Below are 26,140 nucleotides of genomic sequence, written 5' to 3' on the forward strand. Positions count from 1 at the left end.
ACTGCCGGGGCTCACGGGATCTCGTCGCCCGCCAGTTCGGCCGGCAGCCGGTCGATGCGGCGCAGGACCAGGTGCTCGTGGATCAGGCGCCCGACGAGGGCGCCGCCGTAGACCACGAAGCCGACGCCGACGAGCCAGGACTGGAGGACGAGGACGGTGCCGAACGGTCCGTAGGTGACCGCGTTGGAGGCGATCAGCGGGGAGAACACGAACTGGGAGAAGATCCGCAGCCCGAAGAGCCCCAGGGCCGTGCACAGCGCCCCTGGGGCCAGCGCGCGCCAGCGGATGCGTCCGCAGAGGAGGAAGCGCTGCGACCACCAGAAGAAGAGAAAGGCCCCGAGGACGTCCGCGACGGTGACCCCGAAGGTGACGGCGGTCGAGGACTCGGCGGGGACGGGGGCGGCGATGAAGAGGAGGAGGGCGGCGACGAGGACGGCGAGCCAGACGACGTGGCGCCACATGGTGTGCCAGCGGGCAGTCGGCAGGTCCCAGACCCGTTCGTATCCGGTCTGGACGGCCGATCCGAAGGTCACACCGAACGCGGCGAGGGCGGCGAGGCCGAAGGCGGTGGTGCGCTGCAGCGCCTCCCCCGGCTGGCCGAAGAGCATCTCGACCTCCTCCTGCGAGACCTCGGAGACGCCGAGCCCCTGGATGAGCCAGCGGGCGAAGCCCTGGCCGCTGGCGAGGTCGGCGGCGGCGACGACGATCAGGAGCGGGACGAGGGTGAGGAGGCTGAGCGCCGCGAAGCCCATCGCGCGGTGCATGAGCTCCACCTCGCGGCCTCGGTTCCAGGCGAGCCCGACGACCGACGTGAGGACGGACCGGTGGAGCCTCTGGAACCAGTGGCCGTGCTTGGCGGGGGCACCGTCGTGGGGCGCACCGGAAGTGGGGGGCATGCCACGGGGGTTACCCGCCCAGACGGTGCGACACCTCCGTCATGCCGCCGAACGGGGGGGTGGGGGCCGTCGTGGACAGAGGGTGCGCGGGGGTCTAGCGTCGATCTTCGCGTAGGTGCGCGGCGCGGGTGTGGGGAGTGAACCTCACGCTCAGGCTCAGCCTCAGCGTCAGGGTCGAGTTGAGGTTGAGAGTCGGGGTCGGGTCCGGGCTCGGCGGCAGGGTCGGTTCGGGGCGAGGGCGAGGAGTGGAGTGGGCATGAAGCGGTCACGGACGGTCGAGTGGGAGGACGCCACCGACACAGCGAAGGCGGCGGGGACGATGGCAGGGCTCGACTTCCTGCGGGAGATCGTGGCCGGGCGACTGGCTCCCGCCCCGCTCGGCTCCCTGCTGGGCTTCGCCCTCGAGGAGGTCGAGGACGGCCGCGCGGTCTTCGGCTTCGAACCGGCCGAACAGCACTACAACCCGATCGGCAGCGTGCACGGGGGCATCTACGCGACCCTGCTGGACTCGGCCGCCGGGTGCGCGGTGCACTCGACGCTCCCGCGCGGCATGGCGTACACCTCGCTCGACCTGTCGACCCGCTTCCTGCGCCCGATCACGGTCGACACGGGCAAGGTGCGCGCGATCGGGACGGTCATGAGCCGGGGCCGGCGCACGGCGCTCGCCGAGGCGGGTCTGTACGACTCCTCCGACCGGCTCCTCGGGCATGCCACGAGCACCTGCATGCTGTTCCCGACGGAGTGACCGGCGGCTGTCCGGCGGACAGCCCTCAGCCCTCAGACCCGCGCGGAGGCGAGGCAGGAGCGGGTGCAGCCGTCCGGTGCCGTGTCCGGGCGGCCGGTGGAGGCCTGCAGCGCGGCGCTCACCAGCGTCGCCAGCAGGTCGATGTCGGAGCCCATGTCGAGCCGGACCGTCACCCAGCCCGAGCCGGCGCGCAGGCGCACCGCGCTCGACCGGAGGAGTGCCGGGCGCAGCTTCGCGATCATGGCGCGCGTGAGGTGGACGTCCGCCTCGTGCTCGCTGTGGAAGTGCACGATGTCGTGCGTCGCCGTGTGCAGACCGAGCTCGGCGCCGCACTGGGCGCGGCCGGGGGCCAGCGAGGGCCAGCTCATCAGACGTTCACTGGCGTGCCGGGCGGTGTTCATACCCAGGAGCGTGCCGGGAGTGCGGGCCGTGCACAAGCGTCCTGCGCGATTAATCGCGCCCAGGCGTGAAACAGGCCTGCCCGTGGTGACGCAGCGCGCGTACGACGCCCCAAAAGCCCCTTGCGCGACGGAGGGTGGACTGCGGCGCCCCGGCGGCGACGGCCCGTCGGTTCACCCCACGTTCACTGGGCGGCCTGGCGTTCGCGGATCCGGGCGGCCAGGACGGCGACGTCGTCCTCGGCGTGGTGGGCGTCGAGGCGCTGCAGGACCTCCTCGACGAGTTCCTCGGGGTCGGATCCGGGGCGTACCCGGAGCGAGGACAGCCGGGCGAGCGAGACGTCGATGTCCTCGCCGCGCCGCTCGACCAGGCCGTCGGTGAAGAGCACGAGCGTGTCACCGGGGGCGAGGGTCCGGGTGACGGGTTCGTAGCCGCCGACGCCGGTGCCCAGGGGCGGGCCGACGGGGAGTTCGACGAGGTCGGCGGAGCCGTCCGCCGCGAAGACCGCCGGCGGGAGATGGCCGGCGCTGGCGAAGGTGGCCGAGCCGCGTGCCGGGTCGACCTGGACGAGCAGGCAGGTCGCGGGCCGCAGCCCACCGTCGTCGGCGACGACGGAGTCGAGCTGGCGGAGCACGCGGTGCGGCGGGAGGTCGGTGGAGGCCACGTCGCGCAGGGCGGAGCGGTACGCGTTCATGTCGACGGCCGCGTCCAGGCCGTGGCCCATCACGTCGCCGACGACGAGCAGGCTACGGCCGAAGTGGAGCCGTACGCTCTCGAACCAGTCGCCGCCCACCAGAGTCCTGGCGCCGACCGGCAGATAGCGGCCCGCGACCTCCAGATTGGGGTGCGGCCGGCCCGGCTCGGCCACGAGGGCCTGCTGGAGGTGGAAGGCGGTCCGCTCGGTGGCGGCGAGCCGACGGGCGTGGTCCAGGTGGACGGCGGCGAGCCGCGCCGCGTCGTGGACCGTGGCGGTCGCGTGCTCGCCGAGGGGGTCGGCCCGGGCGCTGACGGCGCTCACGTACCCGATGGCCCGGCCCTGGGACTCCAGGGGCGCCACGACCACCTGGACGTGGACGCCGCCGGGGGCCATGTCGGCGTACGCGAGGGGCGCTCCCTGCTCGTGCGGCGGGGCAACCCGGTCGATCAGCTTCGGGTCGCCGGCCACCGCCGCGCGTACCCAGCCGGGCCCGTCCTCGGGGCGGACGTCCACGGCCACCGCCTCGTACCCGTGCCGATACAGGAACCGGGCCAGATCCTCACAGACGCCCTGCTCGTCGGGGTGCGACCCGATCTCGTCGATCGCGTCCGTCACGGCTCTCAAGCGGTCCAGGACCGCCGCTTGCTCCTCGACCAGGGAGGCCTGTTCCCCCGCTCGCTCCGACAAGACACCTCCACCGCCGCTTCGGGCCCCGAGCAGCGCACACATCCATTGGACCAGCGGGGCGACGCGCCCGCCCGCCACACCGGCCGGACCAGGAGTCCATCACATTCCGTGACCCCGTAGCCAGATCTTCCGCCCCCACGCTACGCCGAGACGGTGATCTCGTCCGATCTTCACCAAATCCCCCGTGAGCTTGGCCGCACTGACGGTCCTGACGGTTGTGGAGCGGGGTGGGAGCTGATCGAGTACGCGCATGGCTACTCGCCAGTACAGGATGTCGAGGCTCCGGGGGAGACAACCATGACGACCGGGTACTTCAGCTCCGTCGACGACGTGGCGGAGCGGCTGGCCGCGACCGGCTACCTGGCCTCGCCCGCCGTCGCCACCACCGTCTTCCTCGCCGACCGGCTGGGCAAGCCGCTCCTCGTGGAGGGCCCGGCCGGTGTCGGCAAGACCGAGCTGGCCAAGGCCGTCGCCGAGGTCGCTGGCGCGCGGCTCGTACGGCTCCAGTGCTACGAGGGCGTCGACGAGTCGCGCGCCCTGTACGAGTGGAACCACGCCAAGCAGCTGCTGCGGATCACGGCGGGCCGCGACGAGACCTGGGACGAGACCCGCACGGACATCTTCAGCGAGGAGTTCCTGCTCCCCCGCCCCCTCCTCACGGCGATTCGCTCCGCCGAGTCGACCGTGCTGCTCGTCGACGAGATGGACAAGGCCGACATCGAGGTGGAGGGGCTCCTCCTGGAGGTGCTCAGCGACTTCCAGATCACCGTCCCCGAGCTGGGCACGATCACCGCGACCCGGCGCCCCTTCGTCGTCCTCACCTCCAACGCGGCCCGCGAGCTGTCCGAGGCCCTGCGCCGCCGCTGCCTCTTCCTCCACATCGACTTCCCCGAGGAGGAGCTGGAGCGCCGGATCGTCTCGACCAAGGTCCCGGGGCTCGGCGCGGCGCTGACGACATCGGTCGTACGGGTGGTGGGCGCGCTGCGGGCGATGGACCTGCGGAAGGCGCCCTCGGTCGCGGAGACCATCGACTGGGCCCGGACCCTGCTCGCCCTGGGCGCCGACGAACTGGACGAGACGGTGGTGCGGGACAGCCTGGGCGTGATCCTCAAGCATCAGGACGACATCCAGAAGGCGGCCGCCAAGCTCGACCTGGACGCGGTGTGACCACGCCGCCGGGCGGGGTGACGGACCGGCTCACCGGTCTGGTGCACGCGCTGCGGGCGCACGGCCTGTCGATCGGCACGGGCGAGAGCGTGGACGCGGGGCACGCCCTGGAGGCGGTGGGGTTCACCGACCGGGAGCGGGCGCGGGAGGCGCTCGCTGCGACGCTGCTCCACAAGGCCGGACAGCGGCCGCTCTTCGACCGGGTCTTCGACCTGTACTTCCCGCTGACCGCGGCCGCCTCCGACGGGGATCCGTCGTCCCCGGATTCCGCGCAGGCGTTCGACAGGGCGGCGCTGCGGGAGCGGCTCGCCGCCGCCCTGGCCGCCGACGACGGCTCGGCGCTGACCCGGCTGGCGGGCGAGGCGGTGGGCGGCCTCGGCGGCTACGGTTCCGCGCCGGGCTCGGACGGCTGGTCCTCGTACCAGACCCTCGATCGGCTCCGCCCGGAGACGCTGCTCGCCCGCGTCCGGGACATGCTCCGGGAGGCCGGCGGTGACGGGGCGGAGCCCGCGTTCACCGACCGGCTGACGGACGACGAGATCCGGCGGCGCATCGAGGCCTTCCGCGAACGGGTACGGGCGGAGGCCCGTCGGCGGGTCGCCGAGCGGCAGGGCCGGGACCGGGTCGCGCGGCGCGCGGTGGCGGGCACCCCGGAGAGCGTCGACTTCCTGCTCGCGGGACGGGCCCAGCTGGACGAGCTGCGCACGACGGTACGGCCGCTGGCGCGCAAGCTCGCGACCCGGCTCGCGGCCCGGCGGCGGCGCGCCGCGCGGGGCCGGATCGATCTGCGGCGCACGCTGCGCGGCTCGCTGTCGACCGGAGGCGTACCGATGCGGCCGGTGCTGCGGCGCCGCAGGCCCGCCCGCCCGGAACTCGTGCTGCTGTGCGATGTATCGGGCTCCGTCGCGGGGTTCGCGAACTTCACGATGCTGCTGGTGCAGGCGCTGCACGACCAGTTCAGCAAGGTGCGGGTGTTCGCCTTCGTCAACCGGGTCGACGAGGTGACCGACCTGATCGCGCGGGGCGCGGCGGACCCGGCAGGGCTCGGCGCGCGCATCCTCGACGAGGCCGTGGTGACGGGCTGGCACGGGCAGAGCGACTACGGGACGGCCCTGGGCGAGTTCGCGGAGCGGTACGCCGACGCCGTCGGCCCCCGTACGGCGGTCTTCGTCCTGGGCGACGCCCGTACGAACATGGCCGACCCGAACCTCCCGGCGCTGAAGCGGATCGCCGACCGCGCCCGAAGGGTCCACTGGCTCAACCCCGAGCAGCCGGCGCTGTGGTCGACGGGCGACTCGGTCGCGCACGCGTACGCCGAGCTGGTCGACATGCACTCCTGCCGCAACGCCCGGCAGCTCGGCGAGCTGGTCGGCCGCCTGCTGCCGGTGTGACCCGCCTGGCAGCTCCCCCGACTCGGCCCGACCATGGAGGGCATGGAGAAGAGCGGCACGGGCGGGACGGGTGGCGAGGTGTGATGGCGCGGGTGACGGTGGACGGCGACGACATCGTGGTCCGGCTGTCCGCGCGCGAGCGGCTCGCCGCGCGCCGCGGGCACGTGCGCGTGCCGGTGTCCGCCCTGCGCGAGGTACGGGTCGAACCGGACTGGTGGCGGGCGCTGCGCGGGCGGCGCGGACGGGGGTTGTGGATCCCCGACCGGCTGTGCGTGGGCGTCCGCGTCCTACCGGACGGCCGGGACTTCGCCGTGGTGAAGCCCGGCACGCCCGTGGTCTGCGTCGAACTCCGCGGTGACGCGCCCTTCCGTCGGCTGGCCGTCTCCGACCCCGATCCGGAACGGGCGCTCAATGATCTGCGCCCCCATGTCCCCACGGACCTGCTGGGGTGAGGCGCTGGTGACTGCTCCCGCCGATCAGCTGGGGGTGACGTTCTCGGCCTGGGGGCCCTTCGGGCCCTGCACGACGTCGAACGCGACCTTCTGGCCCTCGGCGAGTTCGCGGTAGCCGGTGCTGGCGATGGCCGAGTAGTGGACGAACACGTCCGGGCCTCCGCCGTCCTGCTCGATGAAGCCGAAGCCCTTCTCCGCGTTGAACCACTTCACTGTTCCAGTTGCCATGACGAGCTCCTCGGCTCTTGACTACACCTCCATGGTCTCTCGGGACGGGCGGGAAGTCCCGGCGGGTAGCGTGGCCGCCATGGAACTCATCGGAGACATCACCGCCGACCGGCCCCTGCTCGTCCTCGCCGTCAAGGAGGAGGCCCAGTTCCTCGACACGGATCTGCCGGTCCTGCTGGCCGGCATGGGGAAGGTCAACGCGGCGACGGCGCTGGCCACCGTCCTGGGGCGCGGCCCGCGCCCGTCCGGCGTCGTGAACCTGGGGACCGCCGGGGCGCTGCGTCCCGGGTGGACGGGAACGCACGTGGTGGGCACGGTGATCCAGCACGATCTGGACGGCGAGCTGCTGGCGACGCTGACGGGCGAGACGTACGGCGCCCCGGTCGTCCTGCCGGACGGCGGTGACGTCACCCTGGCCACCGGTGACGCCTTCATCTCGGACGAGGCGGCCCGGGTGCGGCTCGCCGCCCGTGCCGCGCTGGTCGACATGGAGGGCTACGCCCTCGCGACCGCCGCGGGCCTGGCCGGGGTGCCGATCCGGATCGTCAAGCACGTGAGTGACGAGGCGGGCGACGGCGCGGCCAGGACCTGGCGGGAGTCGGTCGCGGAGTGTGCCCGGGCGCTCGCGCGGTGGGCGGAGGAGAACACTCCGTACCGCTCGTAGCGGGTCAGGAGCGCGGCCCGACCGTCGGTGACGCCGTCGGGCCGAAGCGGCGGCGGTAGGCGGACGGGGAGAGGCCCGTCTCGCGGTTCATCAGGGCGCGCAGATGGGCCGCCGTGCCGAGGCCGCTGGCGCGGGCGACGACATCGAAGCGGGTCTCGCCGCGTTCGATCAGCCGGCAGGCGAGGGTCACCCGTTCGCCGGTGAGCCAGGCGAGCGGCGTGGTGCCGAGCTCCGCGCGGAAGCGGCGGTGCAGGGTCGCCGGGCTGACCGCCGCCCGGGCCGCGAGGTCGGCGACGGTGAGCGGGGAGCCAAGGCGCTCCTGGGCCCAGGCGAGGAGCGGGGCGAGGGACTCGTCGGGGATCTCGGGGACCGGACGCTCGACGAACTGCCGTTGCCCGCCGTCCCGGTGGGCGGCGAAGACGAGACGACGGCTGACCGCGTTGGCGGCCTCGGCGCCGTGGTCGCGGCGGACGACGTGGAGCCCGAGGTCGAGGGCGGCCGCGCTGCCCGCGGCGGTGAGGATGTCGCCGTCGTCGACGAAGAGGACGTCCGGTTCGAGGCGTACGGCGGGGAAGCGGGCGCGGAAGGCGTCGGCCCACTGCCAGTGGGCGGTGGCGCGCCGCCCGTCGAGCACGCCTGCCTCGGCCAGGGTGAAGGCGCCGCTGCAGAAGCCGACCAGCCGGGCACCGCGCGCGTGGGCGCGGCGGACGGCGTCGAGCACGGCGGGGCGGCGGGGCACCTCGACGTCGGGCCGGTTGGGGACGATCAGCGTGTCGGCGGTCTCGGCCGCGTCGAGTTCGGCGACACCGGTGAGGGTGAAGAAGCCGTCGCGCATGAGCGTGCGGGGCTCGGGCGAGCAGAGCCGGAAGTCGTACAGGTCGCGTCCGAGTTCGGGGCGGCGCAGGCCGAAGACCTCGGTGGCACAGCCCAGTTCGAAGGGGTTGGAGTTCGCGTCGACGATGACGACGACGCGGTGCGCTGTCTGTTGCGTGTTCCGGCGCGAGGGCTGCTGCTCGGACTGCTGCGAAGACGGTTGCGAGGGCTGCGAGGATCCTTGCGACATATGCTATTTCTAGCACTCACGCGGGGAGGCGGGCGCGGAGCACGATGGCCGCATGACCCAGACCCCCGCTGTGACCAGCGCTTCTCCCGCCCCGATCGCCCTCGCCACCGTGTTCGCGTCCTTCGAGGAACTGTGGAGCCCGCGCATCCTGACGCGCGTGAACGACTACGACGTCCGCGTGGCCAAGGTCGCGGGCGAGCACGTGTGGCACGCCCACGACCACACCGACGAGTTCTTCCTGGTGATCGAGGGCGAGCTCCACATCGCGCTGCGCGAGAACGGCACGGAACGGACGGTGTCCCTCCCCCGGGGGTCGGCCTTCACCGTCCCCAAGGGCGTGGAACACCGTCCGTACGCCCCCTCCGGCGCATCCCTGCTCCTCTTCGAGCCGACGGGCACCCTCACGGTCGGCGACCGCCACGACGCCGTACCCGAGCACGTGGACGCGACGACGGGTCACGCGCTGGAGGTATGAGTCCCCTGCCGGACCCTGCGAGCCGCTACGACAGAGGGCCGCCCCGGCCAAGCGCATTGCGGACAGAGCCACCAGAGAGCGCAGGAACAGCGCACGGGGCACCGAACCGGGCGTCAACGACACGCCTTGCCCGGATTTCCACGTTTCGGACGGGCGGCCCCGTGTGCCCACGCGCGCGTGACCGCCGGCCGTCCTCGCCGCTTGGCCGATGCCGGGACCATCCTTGAGGCATGGGCACCGTCCGGCAGCCGCTCCGCGGTGCGGGTGGTGCGCCTGTGCGCCCCCGATGAGGACGCGAGCGCCGGGTCGTGGTCCGCGCACGATGCCCACCTGGGGCCTTGGAGGGAGGCGGGACGCATGAGCGAGTCCGGCACAGAATGGTCCGGCGCGGGGGACACGGAGGGCATTGGCAGCAAGACACGGTTCGAGGACATCTACGACCGGCCCGACCCGAGGGCGTACTTCCGGCGCCTCGCCCCGCTGGAGTACGAGATACCGCAGCAGGCCCAGGCCGCCTTCCGGCGCGCGGCGGCCGAGCGGGACGGCGGAACGGTGCTCGATCTGTGCTGCTCGTACGGGATCAACGCGGCCCTGCTCAACCACGACGTCACACTGGCCGAGCTGTACGCGCGCTACACCGACCCCGTGGTGAGCGGGCTGACCTCGGCGGAACTCGCCGTACGGGACAAGGAGTTCTACGCGTCACGGCGCCGGCCGGACGCGGCCCCGGTCATCGGCCTCGACGTCGCGGACAACGCCGTGCGGTACGCGCGGGCGGTCGGGCTCCTGGACGACGCGTTCGCGGAGAACCTGGAGCTGGGCGTGCAGCCGAGCCCTCGGCTGCGTGCCGCGATGGCCGACGTCGGCCTGATCACGCTGACCGGCGGCGGCAGCTATCTCACCCGTCGCACGTTCGACGCGCTCCTCGGGTGGGCGGGGCGACCGCTGCGGGTGAGCGCGTTCGTCCTGCGGACGGTCTCGTACCGGCCGATCGCCGACTGCCTCGCGACCCACGGCCTGCGGACCGCCCACGACCCCTCGCGGACCTACCCGCAGCGGCTCTTCACCGACCCGGCCGAGCAGCGCTTCGCGGTGAAGGCGGTACGGAGACTCGGTGCGGACCCGACGGGCCGGGAGGAGGCGGGCCGCTTCCACACGGTGCTGTACGAGTCGGTCCCGGCGGACTAGAGGGTGTTCCCGGTGGTCTGTAGCTGGCGCTAGGAGCTACTCGCGGCGTACGACGAGCATCGCGGCCACGTCGTCGTCGAGGCCGTGGTCGCCGTAGGTGTCCAGCTCGGCGTGGAGCAGGGCGGGGACACGCTCGCCCGGCTCGTGCACCCACTGGGCCATCCGGTCCTCGAGCGGGTAGAAGGTGCCGGCCCGGTCGCGGGCCTCGCTGACCCCGTCGGTGTACAGGAGCAGCCGGTCCCCCGGCACGAAAGGAACCTCCTCGACGCGGTGGTGGGAGTCGAGGAGGCCGGAGAGGTTGATCGGCAGGGACGGGTCGGCGAACGGAACGAACCGCACCCGGTCGCCGTGCTGGAGCAGGGACGCCGGGTGGCCGCAGCTGAGGAGGCGGGCCACGGCCCCGTCGTCGGGGATCTCGACGAGGACGACGGTGGCGAAGCGTTCGGCCGCGTCAGTGTCGGGGTCCCAGGCGCCGTAGCGGACGAGGCCCTCCTCCAGGCGGTCGGCCAGGGCGGGCAGGTCGGGGGCGTCGTTGACGGCGGCGCGGAAGGAGCCGAGCAGGACGGACGCGGTCTCCACGGCGCCGAGCCCCTTGCCCTGGACGTCGCCGAGCATGAGGCGTACGGCTCCGGGTACCTGCACGGCCTCGTAGAAGTCGCCGCCGATCCGGGCCTTGGCGGCGGCCGCGACGTACAGCAGATGGAGGTCGACGGGGCCGAGCCGGGGCGCGAGGGGGCGCAGGACGACGCGCTGGACGACCTCGGCGACGGCGGTGACCTCGCGCAGGTCCCGCTCGTAGCGGGACCTCGCCCGGCTGACCCAGGCGGCGACCACGGTCACCACGCCGAGCGCCGACTCGTTCGTGGCGATGTCGGGGACCAAGGGGTCGCCGCTGGCCGTCCCTAGGATCACGCCGAGCACCATGGCGACCACACCGATCACGACGGTCCCCCGGACGCTCCAGGTGACGGCGGCGAGGGCGGGCGCCGCGGCAAGGAGCCGGTCGTAGCGCTCCTCGTTCTCGGAGAAAAGGTCGGCGAGCACCGTCAGGACCATGACCAGGACCGGCAGCGCCCGGCCGATGCTGATCTGCGTGCGCGACCGCCGCATGGGGCGGCCCCGTGGATCACCGGAGGTCATTGCGTGATCGTACGAGGCCGGGGCTGCGCGACCTCGGTGTCGCCGCCCCTCTGGCGTGTCAGGGCAGGGGCGCGGGCACCTCCGGGCGGGTCGCGGGTGCGGCGCGTCCGGGCAGCCCGAGCGCCGCGGCGACGCCGAGGGCCGCGACGGCCGCCAGGACCAGGAACGTGGTGCCCATCGCGGGGACGAGACCCGAGGGCGCGGTGACCGTCATCAGCAGGGTCGCGGCGGCGACGCCGAGCGCGGGGCCGACGTTCATGGCGGTCTGCTGGAGCCCGCCCGCGACCCCGGCGTCGGCCACGGGGGCCCGGTGCACGACGACGGCGGTCGCGGTGGCCATGACCGTACCGAAGCCGGCGCCCAGCAGGGCGAAGCAGACTCCGGTCGGCACCGCCGTCGCGGTCGCGTCGAGCCGGGACAACAGGAGCACGCCGAGGGCGAGCAGGGCGGCACCTCCGGCCGTCGTACGGCGCGGCCCGAAGCGGCGCTGCAGCAGGGCCGCGGCGGGCGCGCCGAGCACCATCAGCACGGCGAGAGGCAGGACCCACAGGCCGCTGGTGAGCGGGTCGAGTCCGCGGACGTCCTGGAGCAGGTACGTCGCCACGAACAGCGCGCCGAACAGGGCCGACGACGAGGCGACTAGGGTGGCGAGTCCGGCCAGGACGGGCCGGGACCGCAGGAGGGCGGGCGGCAGGAGCGGGCGGGCGGCGCGCCGCTCGTGCCGCGCGAGGACCACCCCGGCCGCGACGGCGGCGCAGAGGGCGAGCCCTGTAGCCGGGCTCCAGCCCGACTCCGGGACGGCGACGAGCACATGGACCAGACCGGCGAGCGTGACGGCGAGCAGCACGGCACCGGGCAGATCGAGCGCAGAGGCGGCCGAGGCCGCCGCTCGCGGCTGCGGCGGGACGGCCGACGCGGGCTCGGCGCTCGCGGTCTCGTTCTTCGCGGTCTCGGCCTGCGTGGGCTCGGCCTGCGCGGCCTCGTCCTGCATGGTCTCGTCCTTCGCAGGCGCGGCCGCCGGGGTGGTTGCCGCCAGGAGGGCGATGGCCAGGGCGGGAACGGCCGTCACGACGAAGACCGAGCGCCAGCCGTAGGCCGTGACGAGGGCGCCGCCCACGAGCGGGCCCGCCGCGGCCGCCAGGCCGATCGCGCTCATCCGGAGGGCGATCGGCATGGCCAGGCGGTCGGCTGGGAAGGCCGCGCGGAGCATGCCCAGGGTGGCCGGTTGCAGGAGCGCCCCGGCCACGCCCTGGAGGACCCGCAGGGCGACCACCCAGCCGATGCCGGGCGCGAGGGCGATCGCGGCCGAGGTCGCCGCGAAGCCGAGCGTGCCGAGGACGAAGAGCCGTCGGTGCCCGTACGCGTCGCCCAGCCGGCCCGCGAAGACGAGGAGGCTCGCCACCGCGACGAGATACCCCGTGCTGGTCCATTGGACCTGGCCGAAATCCGCGCCCAGATCGCGCTGGAGTGTGGGCTGGGCGATCGTCAGGACCGTGCCGTCGAGGGCCACGACGGCCGCGCCCACGACGCTGCAGGCGAGGGTCACCCACCGTTGACGTATCACCGCGCACCCCCGGCCGGGCCGAGGTGCGCGTCGAGGACAGCCCGCAGGAGCGGCTCGATGTCGTCGGTGCGCGTGGCGAGCCGGAGGCTCCCCCAGGCCCGGAGCTGGGCGATGCCGTGCAGGTTCGCCCAGAGGGCGGCCGCGACGACGGTCGGCTCCGGGTCCACGCCCGGACGGGCGCGGGCGACGAGCCGACCGAGGAGGTCGAAGAGCGGCAGGCTCGTCTCGCGCAGCCCGAGCCGGCCGCTCTCGAGGAGGTCGTGCCGGAACATCAGCTCGTACATCCCGCGCCGGGTCTCCGCGAAGTCGAGGTGGACCCGGGCGAGGGCGTCGAGCTGCGCACGCGCCCCCGCAGGCTCCCGCGCCTCCTCCCCCACCACGGCCGCCACCCGGTCCGCGAGCTCCGCGAAACCCTCGCGGGCGATGGCCGACAGCAGGTCGAGGTGGGTCGGGAAGTACCGGCGCGGCGCCCCGTGCGAGACCCCGGCGCGCCGGGCGATCTCCCGGAGGGACAGCGCCTGCGCGCCTTCCGCGTGCACGAGCTCGACCCCGGCCTCGACCAGTCGGCCGCGCACTCCGGCCTCCGACTCGGCCCCGGCCCCGGCCCCGGCCTGGGTCCCCGTATGCGTCTCCTCAGTCATAGACACTGTCTACCAGGTCGACGTAGACAGTGTCTACGTAGATCGATACGACTCTCCGCTACACTGTTCGACAGCGAAGGGGAGTAGCCCTGCGAACCGGTCGTCGACACACTGGAGCCCTCGGGCTCCCGGTGACCAGGTCCACGCGAACAGCGCGGACGGGCGAGACCTTCGGCCAGGCATTCGCCATGTCCGCGTTCCGTGGGCGTGGTCCGTCATGCCGGGCCGAGTGGTTCTCCCGTCGCCCACCGCGGTGCCGTGCAGATCCCGGGCCCGGAACGAGCAGAGAGCCCCCGGTACATGCATCTCGATCCCTTGGCGATTCTCACCGCCTTCGGACTGATCTTCCTCGCCGAGCTTCCCGACAAGACGATGTTCGCGTCCCTCGCCATGGGCACGCGCATGCGTCCGCTGTACGTCTGGTTCGGCACCTCGACCGCGTTCCTCGCGCATGTGGCCATCGCCGTGGGCGCCGGCAGCCTGCTCGGCCTGCTGCCGGACTGGATCGTCAAGCTCGTCTCGGCCCTCCTGTTCGGCTTCGGCGCGTTCATGCTGCTGCGCGGCGGGGGCGACGACGATGCGGACGAGGCCGGCGGCAGGACGGTGACCGGCTTCTGGCCGGTCTACTCGACCGCGTTCATGGCCGTGTTCATCAGCGAGTGGGGCGACCTGACGCAGATCACCACGGCCAACCTCGCCGCCACCAACGGCACCTGGTCCACGGCGATCGGCTCCGCCGCCGCCCTGATGAGCGTCTCCGCCCTCGCGCTCGTCGCGGGCCGGTTCATCGCCAAGCGCGTCCCGCTGAAGACCGTCCAGCGCATCGGCGGCCTGTGCATGGCCGCCCTGGCCATCTGGTCGCTCACCGAGATCTTCGTCGGCTGACCCTCCCGACCACCCACGACGCCCCGCCCGTGCGACGCCCCCGGATCGCCCCGATCCGGGGGCGTCGCGCATTCCGCGCCGAACCCTTGTTGAAGTACTGAATCGCTGCTTCACTTCTTCCATGCCCTACCGACGCACCCCCGCCGTCCAGGCCCGGCTCGACGGCCGGCGTGCCACCGTCGTCGACGCGGCGCTCGGGCTGCTCGCCGAGCACGGGTACGCGGGCTGCACGATGGCCGCCGTCGCCGCGCGCGCCGGGATCGCGACCGGCAGCGTCTACCACCACTTCCCCAGCAAGGCCGACCTGGCCGTGGAGCTCTTCCGCACCGTGGTCTCGCGCGAGGTGGCCGCCGTGGCCGAGGCGGCCGGCCGCCCCGAGCACGAGGGGGCGGCCGAGCGGGTCGTCGCGGTCATAGAGACCTTCGCCCTGCGCGCCCTGAAGTCCCCCCGGCTCGCCTACGCCCTCCTTGCCGAGCCGGTGGACCCGGCCGTGGACGCCGAACGGCTCGTCTTCCGGCGGGCGTTCCGCGATGTCTTCGCCGAGCGGATCGCCGAGGGCGTGCGGTCCGGTGAGCTTCCGCCGCAGGACGCCTCGCTGACGGCGTCCGCGCTGGTCGGGGCGGGCGCGGAGGCGCTCGTCGGTCCGCTGGCGGAGGGCACGGTCGGGCCCGAGACCGTACCCGCACTGGTCACCTTCACCCTGAGAGCCCTGGGAGTTCCCGATGCCGGCCACGCATGAGGTCACCAACCAAGTCCCGCCGCTGAGCGGTTACGACGTGTCGGCCGACCCGGCCCTCCTGGAGGGGCTGCACCGCGAGGGCGCGGGCTGGGCCGAGGCCGAGGTGCGCGAGCTCGGGGTGCGGGCCGGCGGCGAGGAGGCCCAGGAGTGGGGGCGCCTTGCCGAGCGGCACTCCCCGGTCCTTCACACGCACGACCGGTACGGCCACCGCGTCGACGAGGTCGAGTTCCACCCGTACTGGCACGAGCTGATGACCGTCGCCGTACGGCACGGGCTGCACGGGGCGCCGTGGCTCGACGAGCGACCGGGCGCGCACGTGGCGCGGGCGGCGAAGGTGTTCGTGTGGGGGCAGGCCGATCCCGGGCACCTGTGCCCGATCTCGATGACGTACGCGGCGGTGCCCGCCCTGCGCGCGGAGCCCGGTCTCGCCGAGGTGTACGAACCGCTCCTCTCCTCCCCCGTCTACGACTTCGGGCTGCGCGAGCCGACGTCGAAGGCCGGCATCATCGCCGGGATGTCGATGACCGAGAAGCAGGGCGGCTCGGACGTCCGCGCGAACACGACGCGTGCGGTGCCGACGGGCGAGGACGGCTTCTACGCGCTCACCGGCCACAAGTGGTTCACGTCGGCGCCCATGTCGGACGTCTTCCTCACACTGGCCCAGGCTCCGGGGGGCCTTTCCTGCTTCCTCGTGCCCCGGGTGCTACCCGACGGCACGCGCAACGCGATCCGGTTGCAGCGCCTTAAGGACAAGCTCGGCAACCGTTCCAACGCCTCCTCCGAGATCGAGTACGAGGGCGCGCTGGGCCGCCTCGTCGGCGAGGAGGGCCGCGGGGTGGCGACCATCATCCGGATGGTCAACATGACCCGGCTGGACTGCGCGGTCAGTTCGGCGTCCGGGATGCGGCAGGGTCTCGTCCAGGCGGTGCACCACGCCACGCACCGCAGCGCGTTCGGGGCGCGGCTGATCGACCAGCCGCTGATGACCAACGTCCTGGCCGACCTGGCGGTGGAGGCGGAGGCGGCGACGATCGCGGGCCTGCGGCTCGCAGGCGCCGTGGACCGGGCGGCTGCGGGTGACGCGGACGAGGAGCTGCTGCGCCGGATCGGGCTCGCGGTGACCAAGTACTGGGTGTGCAAGCGGGCTCCCGCGCACGCGGCCGAGGCGCTGGAGTGTCTGGGCGGCAACGGCTACGTGGAGGACTCGGGCCTCCCCCGGCTCTACCGCGAGTCCCCGCTGCCCTCGATCTGGGAGGGCTCGGGCAACGTGGCCGCGCTCGACGTGCTGCGCGCGATGGGGCGGCAGCCTCAGGCGGTCGAGGCGTTCTTCGCGGAGGTCGACCGCGCCTCGGGCGCCGACCACCGGCTCGACGCGGCGACGGCCCGGCTGCGGAAGGACGTCGGCGACCTCGGCGACGACCCGGCGGCCCTGCAGTACCGCGCGCGGCGCCTCGTCGAGCGCATGGCCCTGGTCCTCCAGGGCTCGCTGCTCGTCCGGCACGGCCACCCGGCGGTGGCCGACGCCTTCTGCGCCTCGCGCCTGGACAGCGACTGGGGCATCGCGTTCGGCACCCTGCCTCCCGGCCTGGACACGGCATCGATCATCAGCCGCGCCACCCCGCAGCCGGCCTGAGCACCGGTCCGACGCGGCGGACGGACGGTAGGTGTCTGCCGTGGCTTCTCCGAGCCACGGCAGACACCTACCGCGATATCGATGCGGTCCGGAGACGCTCCTCATGGTCCCGATCCGTATGGTCGTCCCGATCCGCGCGGGTCAGGCTGCACACCCCGTCCTCGCAGGAGCGCTGCAGGCGGCCCCGCGAGACGGTCTGGATCAGGCCGATGGTCCAGCACATCGGGCAGCCGCGCAGGGCCAGTACGCCGACCGGCAGGAGCAGCAGACTGACCGGGCCGACGACCGGAAGGAGCGCGAAGGCGCCGACGATACCGCCGAAGCCGAGTACGCCCCGGACCAGGTGGCGGGGCAGGGACGCACTCGCGAAATCAGGGCCGCCGGCACTGGTCGTCTTCATGGATGCCTCCGGGCGAGGGTTCGGGTGTGGGGTCGGTTGCGGCACGGAGCGAGCGCTGAACAGCGGTACGGGCACGGTGCAGTCGCGACTTCATCGCGGCGGTGCTGAGGCCGAGCGCGTCCGCGGTCATGCGTCCGCTGTAACCCTGGATGTCCCGCATGATCAGCACGTGGCGCTGGTCGGCCGGGAGCGCGGCGACGGCGGCCGCCACCCTGCCCGCCTCCAAGCGCTGCAGCACCACGTCCTCGGCCGAACGCACGGCGACGTCCGGCAGTGGAGCGGGTGCCCGCATCGCCCGTGCGCGCCGCAGGCATTCGTTGCGGACGATCCGGAACATCCACGACGCCAGCGCACCGGACGCCCGAAGCATCCCGATCTTCCGATAGAGGATGATCAGGGCTTCCTGCGCCGCGTCCTCGGCGTCCTCGGGAGTGGCGCAGAGCGAGCGGGCGAACCGTCGCACGTTCGGGTGCGCGCCCGAGACCAACGCGGTGAGCGAGTCGACGTCGCCGCGCTGGGCGGCGACGATCAACTGTTCACCGGGCCAGGTCGGGTCAGCCACGGGCTTGCTTCCACTTGCGGAGGGCGACGTAGCTGCACGTGCAGAGCAGCACGACTCCGACGGCGATGGCGATACCTGTGATCATGAAGACCTCCTCGTCACGTCCCGACGTCTGTCGGCACGTGTATAGGAGGCGCTGCCCCCCGGAAAGGATTCGGTCCGCGCCGGGAATTGTCGACGCGGCCGCCCGTCACCACTCGCGGGCGGCTATCAGCTCCTCCACGTCGGCGTCGGCGAAGCCGTAGGCCGTGGCGACGAACCAGAAGTTCTCGGCGATCTCCTCCCGGGCGACGGTCTCGATCTCGCTCCCGGCCTCGTCGAAGTCCGCCTCCAGGGCGTTGAACTCCTCGGTGGCCACCTCCGTGAGCGCGTACAGCGCGGTCAGGTCGGCCGGACGCTCCGCCTCGATCCGCCCGCAGAGCCGCAGCAGGATCGCCCGCCCCTTGTCGACCACGTGGTCCGGGTAGTACCCGTCCTCGTACAGCGCCTTGAGAAACGCGTACCCCGTCACCTGCTCGTTCGTGATCCTCATCCTGGCCCTTCCCCTGGTGATCACCGGACGTGTCCATCGTGCAGCACGCCACTGACAACGCCCCTGGAACGAGGTCGGGCTGGCACTCTGGAGGGGACGGTCCGACGACGACGAGGGGTGGCACTTGAGCACCGATCCGATCCACCGGGAACTGGACCGGCTCGCCGAGAAGACGGCCCCTCAGGTCGTCGCCTGGCGGCGGCATCTGCACCAGCACCCCGAGCTGTCCAACCGCGAGGCCGGGACCGCCCGTCTGATCGCGGATCACCTCCGGTCCCTGGGCCTGGACGAGGTCCGTACCGGGATCGCCGGGCACGGTGTGGTGGGTGTGCTGCGGGGCGGTGTGCCGGGCGGGCGCGTGATGGCACTGCGGGCGGACATCGACGCGCTGCCCGTCGAGGACCGGTGCGGTGAGGGCTTCGCCTCCCGGGTCGTCGACGCCGACTACCCCGGTGGCCCGTTCCCCGTCTCGCACGCGTGCGGACACGACTGCCACACCGCCATGCTCATGGGCGCGGCGACCGTGCTCGCGGGGGTACGCGAACGGCTGCCAGGGACCGTGCTGTTCGTTTTCCAGCCCGCCGAGGAGGGGCCTCCGGTCACCGAGCGGGGCGGGGCGCGGGCGATGCTCGACGAGGGCGCGTGCGCGGATCCGGTGCCGACGATGGCGTTCGGGATGCATGTCACGCCGTACCCCAAGGGGTACGTGGGCTACCGGGTGGGCAACCAGTACGGCGCCTCCACGCTGGTACGGATCGTCGTCACCGGCAAGCAGACGCACGGCTCCACGCCGTGGCAGGGCGTCGACCCCATGCCGGCCGTCGGCGCGATCCTGACGGGCATCGGGCAGCTGTACCGCCAGGTCTCCGCGTTCGACCCGATCACGGTCTCCATCGGCCACATCGAGGACGTCGGACGCTTCAACATCGTCGGCCAGACCGTCACTCTGTGGGGCACGATCCGCTGCGCGGTCGAGTCGGACATGGCGGAGGTCAAGCGCCGACTGGCCACCCTGGCGGAACACTCGGCGGCGGCGTACAACGCCTCGGCCGCGGTCGAGTACCTGCAGCCGGTCCCGCCCGTGCACAACAGCGCCGAGTGGGTCGCGGCGGGCCTCCCGACGATCCGGCGGGTGGTCGGTGAGGAGCGGACGGTGGAGACCGGGGCGACGCTCGGGTACGACGACGTGTCCGAGTTCATCGCCCGCTTCGGCGGCCTGTACGTGATGCTGGGCGTCCAGGACGCCGCACTGGACGCGGACGGCCACCCGGTCCCCGTACCGGGAGGCCGAGGCCTGGTCACCAACCACAATCCGCACTTCTACGCGGACGACGACACCCTCGTCACCGGCGTCCGGCTGCACGCGCACATGGCGTACGACCATCTGACGGGCAGCGCGACCATCTAGGGACCTTGGGAATCCCGGCCCCGCGCCGCGGCGACCGTCGCGACCTGGGCGGCGAAGGCGCGGAGGAGCGCGTTCTCGGCGGCCGTCGGCCAGACGAGTCCGTACGCGAGGGGTGGGGCGTCCCGCAGCGGTACGTAGGCGATGCCGGGGCGCGGGTGGTACGCGGCTCCGCGTGCCGCGCCGGGCGAGACGCCGCGTCCGGCGCTCACGTGGGAGAGGACCTCCTGCCAGGTGGAGGCGACGGGCCCGCGCGGGATGGCGGCACCGGAGGGGGTGCGCCGGGGGTAGTGGGCGTCCAGCCAGTGGCCGGGGTGGGCGCCCGCCGTGGTGACCATGGGGACGCCCGCGAGGTCCTCGAGGCCGACGGAGTCCCGGCGGGCGAGGGCGTGGCCGGCGGGTACGAGCAGGACTCGGGGTTCCTCGGCGAGGACCGGTCCGGCCGTGAGTCCGGGTTCGCGGGCGGGGAACACCGTCAACTGGACGTCGAGCGCGCCGTCGAGGAGCGGCCGGAAGCCGGCGTCGAGCGGTACCTCGCGCACGGTGACCTCGCAGCCGGGGTGGCCGGCGAGGAGCTTGTCGGCGGCGGCGCTGAGCAGTTCGCCGTCCCAAGGGGTGCCGAAGCCCACGCGGAGAGTGCCCCGCACACCCCGTCCGGCCGCCGTGGCCCGTTCGAGGGCGGCAAGGATCTGACGGTGGGCGGGGAGGAGTTCGTCGTAGAGGCGGCGGCCCACCGGGGTCAGCAGGACACGGCGGCTGGTGCGCTCGAACAGCGGTGTCCCGACCCTGCGTTCCAGCTTCTTGACGGTCTGGCTGATCCGGCCGGTGGAGACGCCGAGCCGCTCGGCCGTGCGGCCGAAGTGCAGCTCCTCGGCAAGCGTCAGAAACGTCTCCATTTCGTACCGTTCGAGCACCTGACACCTCCCTCATCGTTGAGCCCTGCTAAACGCCGATTGCATTGTCGCACCTTGATGGGGCGGTTCGGCGGGCAGGAGGGTGAGGGGCATGGATCTGCTGACCGGCCGCCGGCCACCGAAGGCCCCACGGCCCGAGCCCCGCCGCCTCACCCGCACCGACGTCCTCGTCATCGCGGTGGCGGGCGCCGTCACCGTGGCCAACCTCTACTTCCCGCAGCCGCTGCTCGACGCGATCGCCAGGGGGCTGCGGGTCTCGCCGCACACGGCGGGGCTCGTCGCCTCCGCCGCGCAGCTCGGCTACGCGCTCGGCATCCTGTTCCTCGTACCGCTCGCGGACACCGCCCGGCTCCGCCGGCTGACCACCGTGCTGCTCGCCCTGACCAGCGGCGGGCTGCTCGTCGCCGCGGCGTCGCCCAACGTCCTCACCCTCGCGCTCGCGACCCTGGCGGTCTCCACCACGACGGTCCTGCCGCAGATCCTCACCCCCGTGGCGGCGGCGCTCGCGGGGCCCGGCCGGCGTGGCCGGGTCGTCGGGCTCGTCGGGCTCGGCCTCACCCTGGGCTCGACCCTCTCCCGTACCGTCTCCGGCGTGGCCTCCGACGCCGGCGGGAGCTGGCGTACGGCCTACGTGCTGGCCGCGGCCGCGACAGCGGCCCTGCTGTGGTTCGTCCCGCGCGCCCTGCCGGAGCGCCTCGGCACGACCGGGGACCGGCTGCCGTACCGAAGGCTCCTCGCGAGCCTTCCGCGGCTGTTCGCCGAGCATCGGGAGGTACGCGAGTCGGCGCTGACCGGGGCCGCGGTCTTCGCCGCCTTCAGCGTCTTCTGGGCGACCCTCGCCTTCCATCTGGCCTCCGACGGCCTCGCTCTCGGTCCTGGCGTGGCGGGTCTCTTCGGGGTGCTGAGCCTGCCCGGGGCGCTGCTGTCGGCGTACGCGGGACGGCTGGCCGACCGCTGCGGAACGGGGCCGGTCCGCGCCGGTGCGCTGCTCTGCCTGGCCGCAGCGTTCGCCGTCGTCTGTCTCGGTGCGTACGAGCTGGTGGCGCTGGTGGTGGGGGCCAATCTGCTGGTCCTTGGCACGAGCGTGGCCCAGGTGACGAACCAGGCGCGGATCTTCGAACTGGATGCGCGGATCGCGGCCCGCGTGAACACGGTCTTCATGCTGTTCACCTTCGGCGGCGGGGCACTCGGCTCGCTCACGGCGGCGTGGCTGTACGGGGCCTACGGCTGGACGGCGACGGTCCTCGCGTCAGTCGGGTTCACGGCCCTGGCCGCACTGGTGGTGGCGGCAGCGCGGCGGACGGCGGCTCCGAGTTGCGGCGCGCGGGACAGGCGCGAGGCTGGGAATCGGACCCGCGTACCCCGCAGGGAGAGACGATGAAGGATCTCGCAGACCTCGCCGACGAGCATCTGGCCGCCGCGCGCAGCGCCCCGCACGGCCGGAGCGCCCAGGTGGTGATGCACGACGGGGTGCTCCGGCAGAGCGTGATCGCGCTCCTGGCCGGAACCGCGCTCGACGAGCACAACGCGCCCCCGGCGGCGAGCCTGATGGTGCTGCGGGGACGGGTGAAGCTGACGACCGCGGGATGGTCCGACGAGTTGTCGGCGGGCGAGCTGAAGATGATCCCCAAGGAGCGGCACGGCCTCCTCGCCGTGGAGGACGCGGTCGTCCTGCTGACCGCCGTCAACGACTGAGCCGTATCCCCTCCCGCTCACTCGATCGCGTCGAGGTCCTCGGCGTAGTGCTCGATGGCCCGTCGGTACCGCCGTACGGACGGGTCGTCGCTGGTCGCCGCGAGCAGCCGCAGGAGCAGCCGGGCCGACTCGTGGTGGTCGCCCGTGTTGTACAGGGCCATCGCCAGGAAGGTGCGCAGGGCGCCGTCGTCGGGGAACTCCCCGACCGCGCCGCGCAGGGTGGTGACGGACTCCTCGTACCGGCCGAGGGTGCGGAAGGTGCTGCCGAGGCCGAGGAGCGCGCCCCTGCGGTCCGCCTCGGAGAGGCCGGCGGGGCCGGTCGTCTTCAGGGCCCGCTGGTAGTGGGGGACGGCTTCGGCCTCCAGGCCGAGCACATCGTGCACCCAGGCGGTCTGGTAGGCCACCTCGGTGTCGTCGGGCCGCCGCGCCGCGAGTTCCACCAGCCGGTCCCGGGCCTCCTCCGGCCGGCCCTGCTCGCGCAGGCCGACCGCCGCCGCCAGGAGGCGGTCCCGCTCGTCGTCGCTCATCGGGGTGGTGTCCATGTCCATGGACGGCATCCTCGCAGGTCGTCGCGGAGTGCCGGGCGGCGGCTGCCAGGTGACGGAACGCCATACTCCAGGCGGCCGGTTGTGGCTGCCGGGCCCATAGGGCGCCCGCGCGGACCGCCCCTACTCTCCCGGCAACCACCTGCCATGCCCAGGGCCACGACCTTGGGCCGGCCCGAGCCGCCGGGAGATCCCCCTATGCGTCCACACCGCCCCCTCCACCCACGTCGGCGCAGGCTGACGGCCCTGCTGCTGTTCGCCGCCGTGGCCCTCTTCCCGACCGCGGCACCGGCGGCGGCCGCCGGATCCGCCGTGGTCGCGGCGCCCGCCGCCGCACCCGCCGCCGTCGCGCCCGTTCCCGGTCAGCTCAAGCCGTACGCCATCGACGCGGTCTACAGCGCCGGCATCTCGTCGGGCGGCTACATGGCCACGCAGCTCCACGTCGCGTACTCGGGGACGTTCAGCGGTTCGGCGGTGTTCGCGTCGGGCCCGTACAACTGCGCCCAGAACACGCTCTCCACCGCCCTCAACGCCTGTATGAACACCGTGCAGGACCTTCAGCTCGCGCAGTTGGAGCAGACGACCCGGACCTGGTCGTCGCAGGGGCTCGTCGACCCGGTCGCGAACCTCTCCGGCGATCCGGTGTACGTCTTCAGCGGCTCGGGCGACTCGACGGTGAAGCGTCCGGTGGCGGACGCGCTGGCCGACTACTACGGGCGGTTCGGCGCCCAGGTCCGGTACGACCGCTCGACGGCGGCCGGCCATGCCTGGATCAGCCCGCTCGGCCCCAACTCCTGCACGGTCACGCAGACTCCGTTCATCAACAACTGCGGCTTCGACGCCGAGCGTGACCTCCTCGGCCATCTGCGGGGCTCCGTCGCCGCGCCGAGCGCCACGCCCGGCGGCACCCTGACCCGCTTCGACCAGAACGCCTACGCCCCGGGCGGCGCGGCGGCGATGTCACTGGGCGCCGAGGGATTCGTCTACGTACCGAAGTCCTGCTCCGAGGGCGCGACCTGCTCGCTGATGGTGGCCCTCCACGGCTGCAAGCAGGGGTACGCCTACCAGGGCTTCGGGACCCAGTTCGTCGACCGGGCGTACCTCAACGAGTACGCCGACACCAATGACATGATCGTGCTGTACCCGCAGGCGGCGGCGACGGGCACGCTGGAGAACCCCAACGGCTGCTGGAACTGGTGGGGATACCTCGGCGACTCGGCGTACGCCCGGCACGGCGGCAAGCAGATCGAGGCGATCATGGGGATGGTGCGGGCGCTGCGCGGCTCCACTCCCCCGCCCGCGGCCGACCGGGTGACGCTGTCGAGCGTGGACGCGCAGGACGGCTACGTGAAGGCCGCGGCCGACGGCACTGGCGCGGCGGTGGGCCCGCTGGAGGACACCTACGGCCTGGCCCTCGGCCGGGGCACGGACGCCAAGGTGAACCGGACGCTGCTCTCCTTCGACACGTCCGGGATCCCTGCGGGCAAGGAGATCACGCGCGCGTACCTGACGGTGGCGCGCAGCAGCGGCTCCGGCGATCCGTGGGCGTCCCCGGCGGGCAACCGCCTCCTTGTGGACGTGAGGACGGGGTGCTTCGGCGGGTGCGCGGTCGAGCCCTCGGACTGGTCGGCGGCGCCGACGGTGGCGGGCGGGGCGACGATCGCCGCCTTCTCCTCCGGTTCGGCGACCACCACGGATCTGTCGGCGCCGGCCCTGGCGGCGCTCAACCGCGGTGGGACGACACAGGTGCGGTTGGGTTTCGAGTCCGCCCCGGCGTCGACCGCGTACCTCTTCGTGAACAAGGACACCCCGGTGACGCTGACGGTGGAGTACCGCTAGCGACGGGACCTCCGTCGGCGGCCACGCGCGCGTGCCGCTCGGGGCGCGGCTCGTGTCCCGCTGTTACGTTGCGCGAATGGGACGAATCGGCGGCGGGAGCGAGGCTCGATGAGGGCACCGCGCCTCGACGTGCGCGGCCTCGTCCGCAGGGCGGTGTCGCGGCTGCCCTGGCGGAGGCGGCGCGCGGCCACGGTCACACTGCCCGAGGCGGCCGACGTCGAGCGGGAGCGGCTGCGGGAACTCGCCGCGCTCCTGTGCGAGCTGGGGTCCGAGCTGCTGCGGGCCGGTGACCGGACGGCGGAGGTGGAGCGCGTACTGCACGACATCTCCGCCCGGTACGGCATGAGGGCCCGCTGCTTCGTCGTCCCGACCGGCCTCTTCGTCCGGGTCGGCGGCGGGCCCGACGGGCGGGGCGGGGAGCTGGACTTCGCCCCGGTCGAAGGGCCCGACCTGCGTCTGGACCAGGTGCAGACGCTGCACTCCCTGGTGGACCGGATGCGCGCGGAGGCGATGCCCTTCGAGGACGTACGGCGGGCCCTGCGAGCGGAGCGGGAGCAGCCGGAACGGTTCAGCCCGTCCGCCACCGTGCTCGGCTACGTCCTGCTCACCGTGGGGCTCGGGGTGATGCGGCACGCGACCGTGGCGGCCGTCGTCGGGTACGCGGTGCTCGGCGCCGGGGTCGGTCTGTTGCGGCTCTTCGGTGACCGGCTGCCGGCCGCGCGCACCGCGCTGCCGGTCGTCGCCGCGGTCCTGGTCACGGCGGTCTCGCTGCGCTGGGCGGGACCGCTGCTGCACGAGGTGCCGACCGTGCTCTACGTCCCGCCGCTGATCGCGTTCCTGCCGGGTGCGGCCCTCACGCTCGGCGCGATCGAACTCGCCACCGGCGCCGCCCTGTCGGGCATCGCCCGGCTCGCGGGCGCCGTCAACGTCCTGCTGCTCCTCGCGCTCGGCATCCTGGTCGGCACCGAACTGGTGAGGCCCCGCCCGCCCGGCGGCCCGCAGTCGGAGGCGCTCGGCGGGTGGGCGCCGTGGGTCGGCGTACTGCTCCTCGGCTTCGGGTTCCTGCTGTACCACTCCGCGCCGCCCCGGGTCACCGGCTGGCTCCTCGGCGCTCTGCTCCTGGAGCGCTTCGTGCAGTCGGCGGCGACGGACCTGGCCGGGGCGACGTTCGGCGCGTTCGCCGCGGGGATGCTGCTGCCGCCGATGGCCGGCTGGATCGAGCGCCGCTCGCGCACCCCGGACCAGGTGGTGTTCCTGCCCTGCTTCTGGCTTCTCGTGCCGGGAGCCGTCGGTCTCACGAGCGTCTCGGAGCTCATCGTGGAGCGCGGCACGGCCGGGCTGTCCAACCTCGTGGAGACCGTGATCACCGTCGCGGCCATCGCGCTCGGCATCCTCGTCGGCGCGGGCCTCCAGCGCCGGCCGCGCCTGCTGGTCGGTGAGCCGCTACCCAGCGGCGGCGGGCAGGCCGAGGGCGGAGTCGCTCACCCGATCGGCGGGCCGGAGGGCGGGGACGTCCCGGCGGGCGAGGCGCGCTGAAGCCGCACGCCGACGCGTCAGGGCCCTTCGGGGCCACGCTCCGTAGTCGGGCCCCGCC

The 26,140-nt window shown here is 73.4% G+C and carries 28 protein-coding genes; 15 read left to right on the forward strand and 13 right to left on the reverse strand.

What is annotated here, in order from left to right:
* Positions 1-11: 11 nt before the first annotated feature.
* Positions 12-896, reverse strand: coding sequence for a YhjD/YihY/BrkB family envelope integrity protein (locus AB0F56_RS15245; RefSeq protein ID WP_362008870.1), 885 nt, complete (start codon positions 894-896; stop codon positions 12-14).
* Positions 897-1,152: 256 nt separating this feature from the next.
* Between AB0F56_RS15245 and AB0F56_RS15250 the strand changes: the two genes are divergently transcribed.
* Positions 1,153-1,641 carry a PaaI family thioesterase gene (locus AB0F56_RS15250; RefSeq protein WP_362008872.1) on the forward strand — a complete coding sequence of 163 codons (489 nt, stop codon included), beginning with the start codon at positions 1,153-1,155 and terminating at the stop codon, positions 1,639-1,641.
* Between the two features lie 32 nt (positions 1,642-1,673).
* On the opposite strand, the gene AB0F56_RS15255 is transcribed toward AB0F56_RS15250, so the two are convergent.
* Both AB0F56_RS15255 and AB0F56_RS15260 read right to left on the reverse strand, forming a co-directional pair.
* Positions 1,674-2,042, reverse strand: coding sequence for a luciferase family protein (locus AB0F56_RS15255; RefSeq protein WP_362008874.1), 369 nt, complete (start codon positions 2,040-2,042; stop codon positions 1,674-1,676).
* A gap of 182 nt (positions 2,043-2,224) precedes the next feature.
* Positions 2,225-3,424: a PP2C family protein-serine/threonine phosphatase gene (locus AB0F56_RS15260; RefSeq protein WP_362008877.1), complete on the reverse strand. Its 1,200-nt coding sequence runs from the start codon at positions 3,422-3,424 to the stop codon at positions 2,225-2,227.
* Positions 3,425-3,721: 297 nt separating this feature from the next.
* Between AB0F56_RS15260 and AB0F56_RS15265 the strand changes: the two genes are divergently transcribed.
* From AB0F56_RS15265 to AB0F56_RS15275, 3 genes are all read left to right on the forward strand, one after another.
* Positions 3,722-4,591 (forward strand): MoxR family ATPase, encoded by an 870-nt coding sequence (locus AB0F56_RS15265; protein WP_362008879.1) that lies wholly within the window; start codon positions 3,722-3,724, stop codon positions 4,589-4,591.
* The gene (locus tag AB0F56_RS15270; protein ID WP_362008880.1) at positions 4,588-5,982 is read left to right on the forward strand and encodes a VWA domain-containing protein; all 1,395 of its coding nucleotides are present in this window, start codon (positions 4,588-4,590) and stop codon (positions 5,980-5,982) included. The genes AB0F56_RS15265 and AB0F56_RS15270 overlap by 4 nt, the downstream gene beginning before the upstream one ends.
* 83 nt (positions 5,983-6,065) lie before the next feature.
* Positions 6,066-6,434 (forward strand): hypothetical protein, encoded by a 369-nt coding sequence (locus tag AB0F56_RS15275; RefSeq protein WP_362008882.1) that lies wholly within the window; start codon positions 6,066-6,068, stop codon positions 6,432-6,434.
* Between the two features lie 24 nt (positions 6,435-6,458).
* Here the strand turns inward: AB0F56_RS15275 and AB0F56_RS15280 are convergent, their stop codons facing one another.
* Positions 6,459-6,662, reverse strand: coding sequence for a cold-shock protein (locus AB0F56_RS15280; RefSeq protein ID WP_362008885.1), 204 nt, complete (start codon positions 6,660-6,662; stop codon positions 6,459-6,461).
* A gap of 79 nt (positions 6,663-6,741) precedes the next feature.
* Between AB0F56_RS15280 and AB0F56_RS15285 the strand changes: the two genes are divergently transcribed.
* Positions 6,742-7,326 (forward strand): nucleosidase, encoded by a 585-nt coding sequence (locus AB0F56_RS15285; protein ID WP_362008887.1) that lies wholly within the window; start codon positions 6,742-6,744, stop codon positions 7,324-7,326.
* A 4-nt stretch (positions 7,327-7,330) separates the two neighbouring features.
* On the opposite strand, the gene AB0F56_RS15290 is transcribed toward AB0F56_RS15285, so the two are convergent.
* The gene (locus AB0F56_RS15290) at positions 7,331-8,389 is read right to left on the reverse strand and encodes a helix-turn-helix domain-containing protein (protein ID WP_362008890.1); all 1,059 of its coding nucleotides are present in this window, start codon (positions 8,387-8,389) and stop codon (positions 7,331-7,333) included.
* Positions 8,390-8,441: 52 nt separating this feature from the next.
* On the opposite strand from AB0F56_RS15290, the gene AB0F56_RS15295 reads away from it, so the two are divergent.
* Positions 8,442-8,864, forward strand: coding sequence for a cupin domain-containing protein (locus AB0F56_RS15295; protein WP_362008892.1), 423 nt, complete (start codon positions 8,442-8,444; stop codon positions 8,862-8,864).
* Positions 8,865-9,221: 357 nt separating this feature from the next.
* Positions 9,222-10,052, forward strand: coding sequence for a hypothetical protein (locus AB0F56_RS15300; RefSeq protein ID WP_362008895.1), 831 nt, complete (start codon positions 9,222-9,224; stop codon positions 10,050-10,052).
* Between the two features lie 36 nt (positions 10,053-10,088).
* Here the strand turns inward: AB0F56_RS15300 and AB0F56_RS15305 are convergent, their stop codons facing one another.
* The 3 genes from AB0F56_RS15305 to AB0F56_RS15315 are packed head-to-tail and all read right to left on the reverse strand — an operon-like array spanning position 10,089 to position 13,397.
* Positions 10,089-11,192 carry a PP2C family protein-serine/threonine phosphatase gene (locus tag AB0F56_RS15305; RefSeq protein ID WP_362008897.1) on the reverse strand — a complete coding sequence of 368 codons (1,104 nt, stop codon included), beginning with the start codon at positions 11,190-11,192 and terminating at the stop codon, positions 10,089-10,091.
* 58 nt (positions 11,193-11,250) lie between these two features.
* Positions 11,251-12,738: an MFS transporter gene (locus tag AB0F56_RS15310; RefSeq protein ID WP_362008900.1), complete on the reverse strand. Its 1,488-nt coding sequence runs from the start codon at positions 12,736-12,738 to the stop codon at positions 11,251-11,253.
* Between the two features lie 14 nt (positions 12,739-12,752).
* Positions 12,753-13,397, reverse strand: coding sequence for a TetR/AcrR family transcriptional regulator (locus tag AB0F56_RS15315; protein ID WP_362008903.1), 645 nt, complete (start codon positions 13,395-13,397; stop codon positions 12,753-12,755).
* 300 nt (positions 13,398-13,697) lie between these two features.
* Here AB0F56_RS15315 and AB0F56_RS15320 point away from each other — a divergent pair, with 300 nt between their 5' ends.
* The 3 genes from AB0F56_RS15320 to AB0F56_RS15330 all read left to right on the forward strand — a co-directional run bounded on the left by AB0F56_RS15320 (position 13,698) and on the right by AB0F56_RS15330 (position 16,654).
* Positions 13,698-14,282: a TMEM165/GDT1 family protein gene (locus AB0F56_RS15320; protein ID WP_362008905.1), complete on the forward strand. Its 585-nt coding sequence runs from the start codon at positions 13,698-13,700 to the stop codon at positions 14,280-14,282.
* Positions 14,283-14,403: 121 nt separating this feature from the next.
* Positions 14,404-15,021 carry a TetR/AcrR family transcriptional regulator gene (locus AB0F56_RS15325; protein WP_362008908.1) on the forward strand — a complete coding sequence of 206 codons (618 nt, stop codon included), beginning with the start codon at positions 14,404-14,406 and terminating at the stop codon, positions 15,019-15,021.
* Positions 15,005-16,654, forward strand: coding sequence for an acyl-CoA dehydrogenase family protein (locus tag AB0F56_RS15330; protein ID WP_362008911.1), 1,650 nt, complete (start codon positions 15,005-15,007; stop codon positions 16,652-16,654). Before AB0F56_RS15325 ends, AB0F56_RS15330 begins: the two co-directional genes overlap by 17 nt.
* A gap of 67 nt (positions 16,655-16,721) precedes the next feature.
* Here the strand turns inward: AB0F56_RS15330 and AB0F56_RS15335 are convergent, their stop codons facing one another.
* From AB0F56_RS15335 to AB0F56_RS15345, 3 genes are all read right to left on the reverse strand, one after another.
* On the reverse strand, positions 16,722-17,054 hold the full coding sequence (locus AB0F56_RS15335; protein WP_362008913.1) for a hypothetical protein: 333 nt from the start codon (positions 17,052-17,054) through the stop codon (positions 16,722-16,724).
* Complete coding sequence (locus AB0F56_RS15340; protein ID WP_362008915.1) at positions 17,026-17,616, reverse strand: RNA polymerase sigma factor; 591 nt, start codon at positions 17,614-17,616, stop codon at positions 17,026-17,028. Before AB0F56_RS15340 ends, AB0F56_RS15335 begins: the two co-directional genes overlap by 29 nt.
* A gap of 190 nt (positions 17,617-17,806) precedes the next feature.
* The gene (locus tag AB0F56_RS15345; protein ID WP_362008918.1) at positions 17,807-18,148 is read right to left on the reverse strand and encodes a DUF5713 family protein; all 342 of its coding nucleotides are present in this window, start codon (positions 18,146-18,148) and stop codon (positions 17,807-17,809) included.
* Between the two features lie 124 nt (positions 18,149-18,272).
* Between AB0F56_RS15345 and AB0F56_RS15350 the strand changes: the two genes are divergently transcribed.
* The gene (locus AB0F56_RS15350; protein WP_362008921.1) at positions 18,273-19,556 is read left to right on the forward strand and encodes an amidohydrolase; all 1,284 of its coding nucleotides are present in this window, start codon (positions 18,273-18,275) and stop codon (positions 19,554-19,556) included.
* On the opposite strand, the gene AB0F56_RS15355 is transcribed toward AB0F56_RS15350, so the two are convergent.
* Positions 19,553-20,467: a LysR family transcriptional regulator gene (locus AB0F56_RS15355; protein WP_362008924.1), complete on the reverse strand. Its 915-nt coding sequence runs from the start codon at positions 20,465-20,467 to the stop codon at positions 19,553-19,555. The two genes, AB0F56_RS15350 and AB0F56_RS15355, sit on opposite strands and share 4 nt — an antisense overlap.
* A gap of 91 nt (positions 20,468-20,558) precedes the next feature.
* On the opposite strand from AB0F56_RS15355, the gene AB0F56_RS15360 reads away from it, so the two are divergent.
* On the forward strand, positions 20,559-21,848 hold the full coding sequence (locus AB0F56_RS15360; protein ID WP_362008927.1) for an MFS transporter: 1,290 nt from the start codon (positions 20,559-20,561) through the stop codon (positions 21,846-21,848).
* Complete coding sequence (locus AB0F56_RS15365; protein WP_362008930.1) at positions 21,845-22,162, forward strand: cupin; 318 nt, start codon at positions 21,845-21,847, stop codon at positions 22,160-22,162. Before AB0F56_RS15360 ends, AB0F56_RS15365 begins: the two co-directional genes overlap by 4 nt.
* A 17-nt stretch (positions 22,163-22,179) precedes the next feature.
* Here the strand turns inward: AB0F56_RS15365 and AB0F56_RS15370 are convergent, their stop codons facing one another.
* Entirely contained in the window at positions 22,180-22,689 is a 510-nt protein-coding gene (locus tag AB0F56_RS15370) for a tetratricopeptide repeat protein (RefSeq protein WP_362009503.1), read from the reverse strand.
* Between the two features lie 216 nt (positions 22,690-22,905).
* On the opposite strand from AB0F56_RS15370, the gene AB0F56_RS15375 reads away from it, so the two are divergent.
* A complete protein-coding gene (locus AB0F56_RS15375) occupies positions 22,906-24,546 on the forward strand; it encodes a PHB depolymerase family esterase (protein ID WP_362008933.1) in 1,641 nt (546 codons plus the stop codon).
* Between the two features lie 108 nt (positions 24,547-24,654).
* A complete protein-coding gene (locus AB0F56_RS15380; RefSeq protein WP_362008936.1) occupies positions 24,655-26,082 on the forward strand; it encodes a threonine/serine exporter family protein in 1,428 nt (475 codons plus the stop codon).
* Positions 26,083-26,140 lie beyond the last annotated feature (58 nt).

It is taken from the genome of Streptomyces sp. NPDC026092 (genome assembly GCF_040638605.1).
GTDB lineage: Bacteria > Actinomycetota > Actinomycetes > Streptomycetales > Streptomycetaceae > Streptomyces.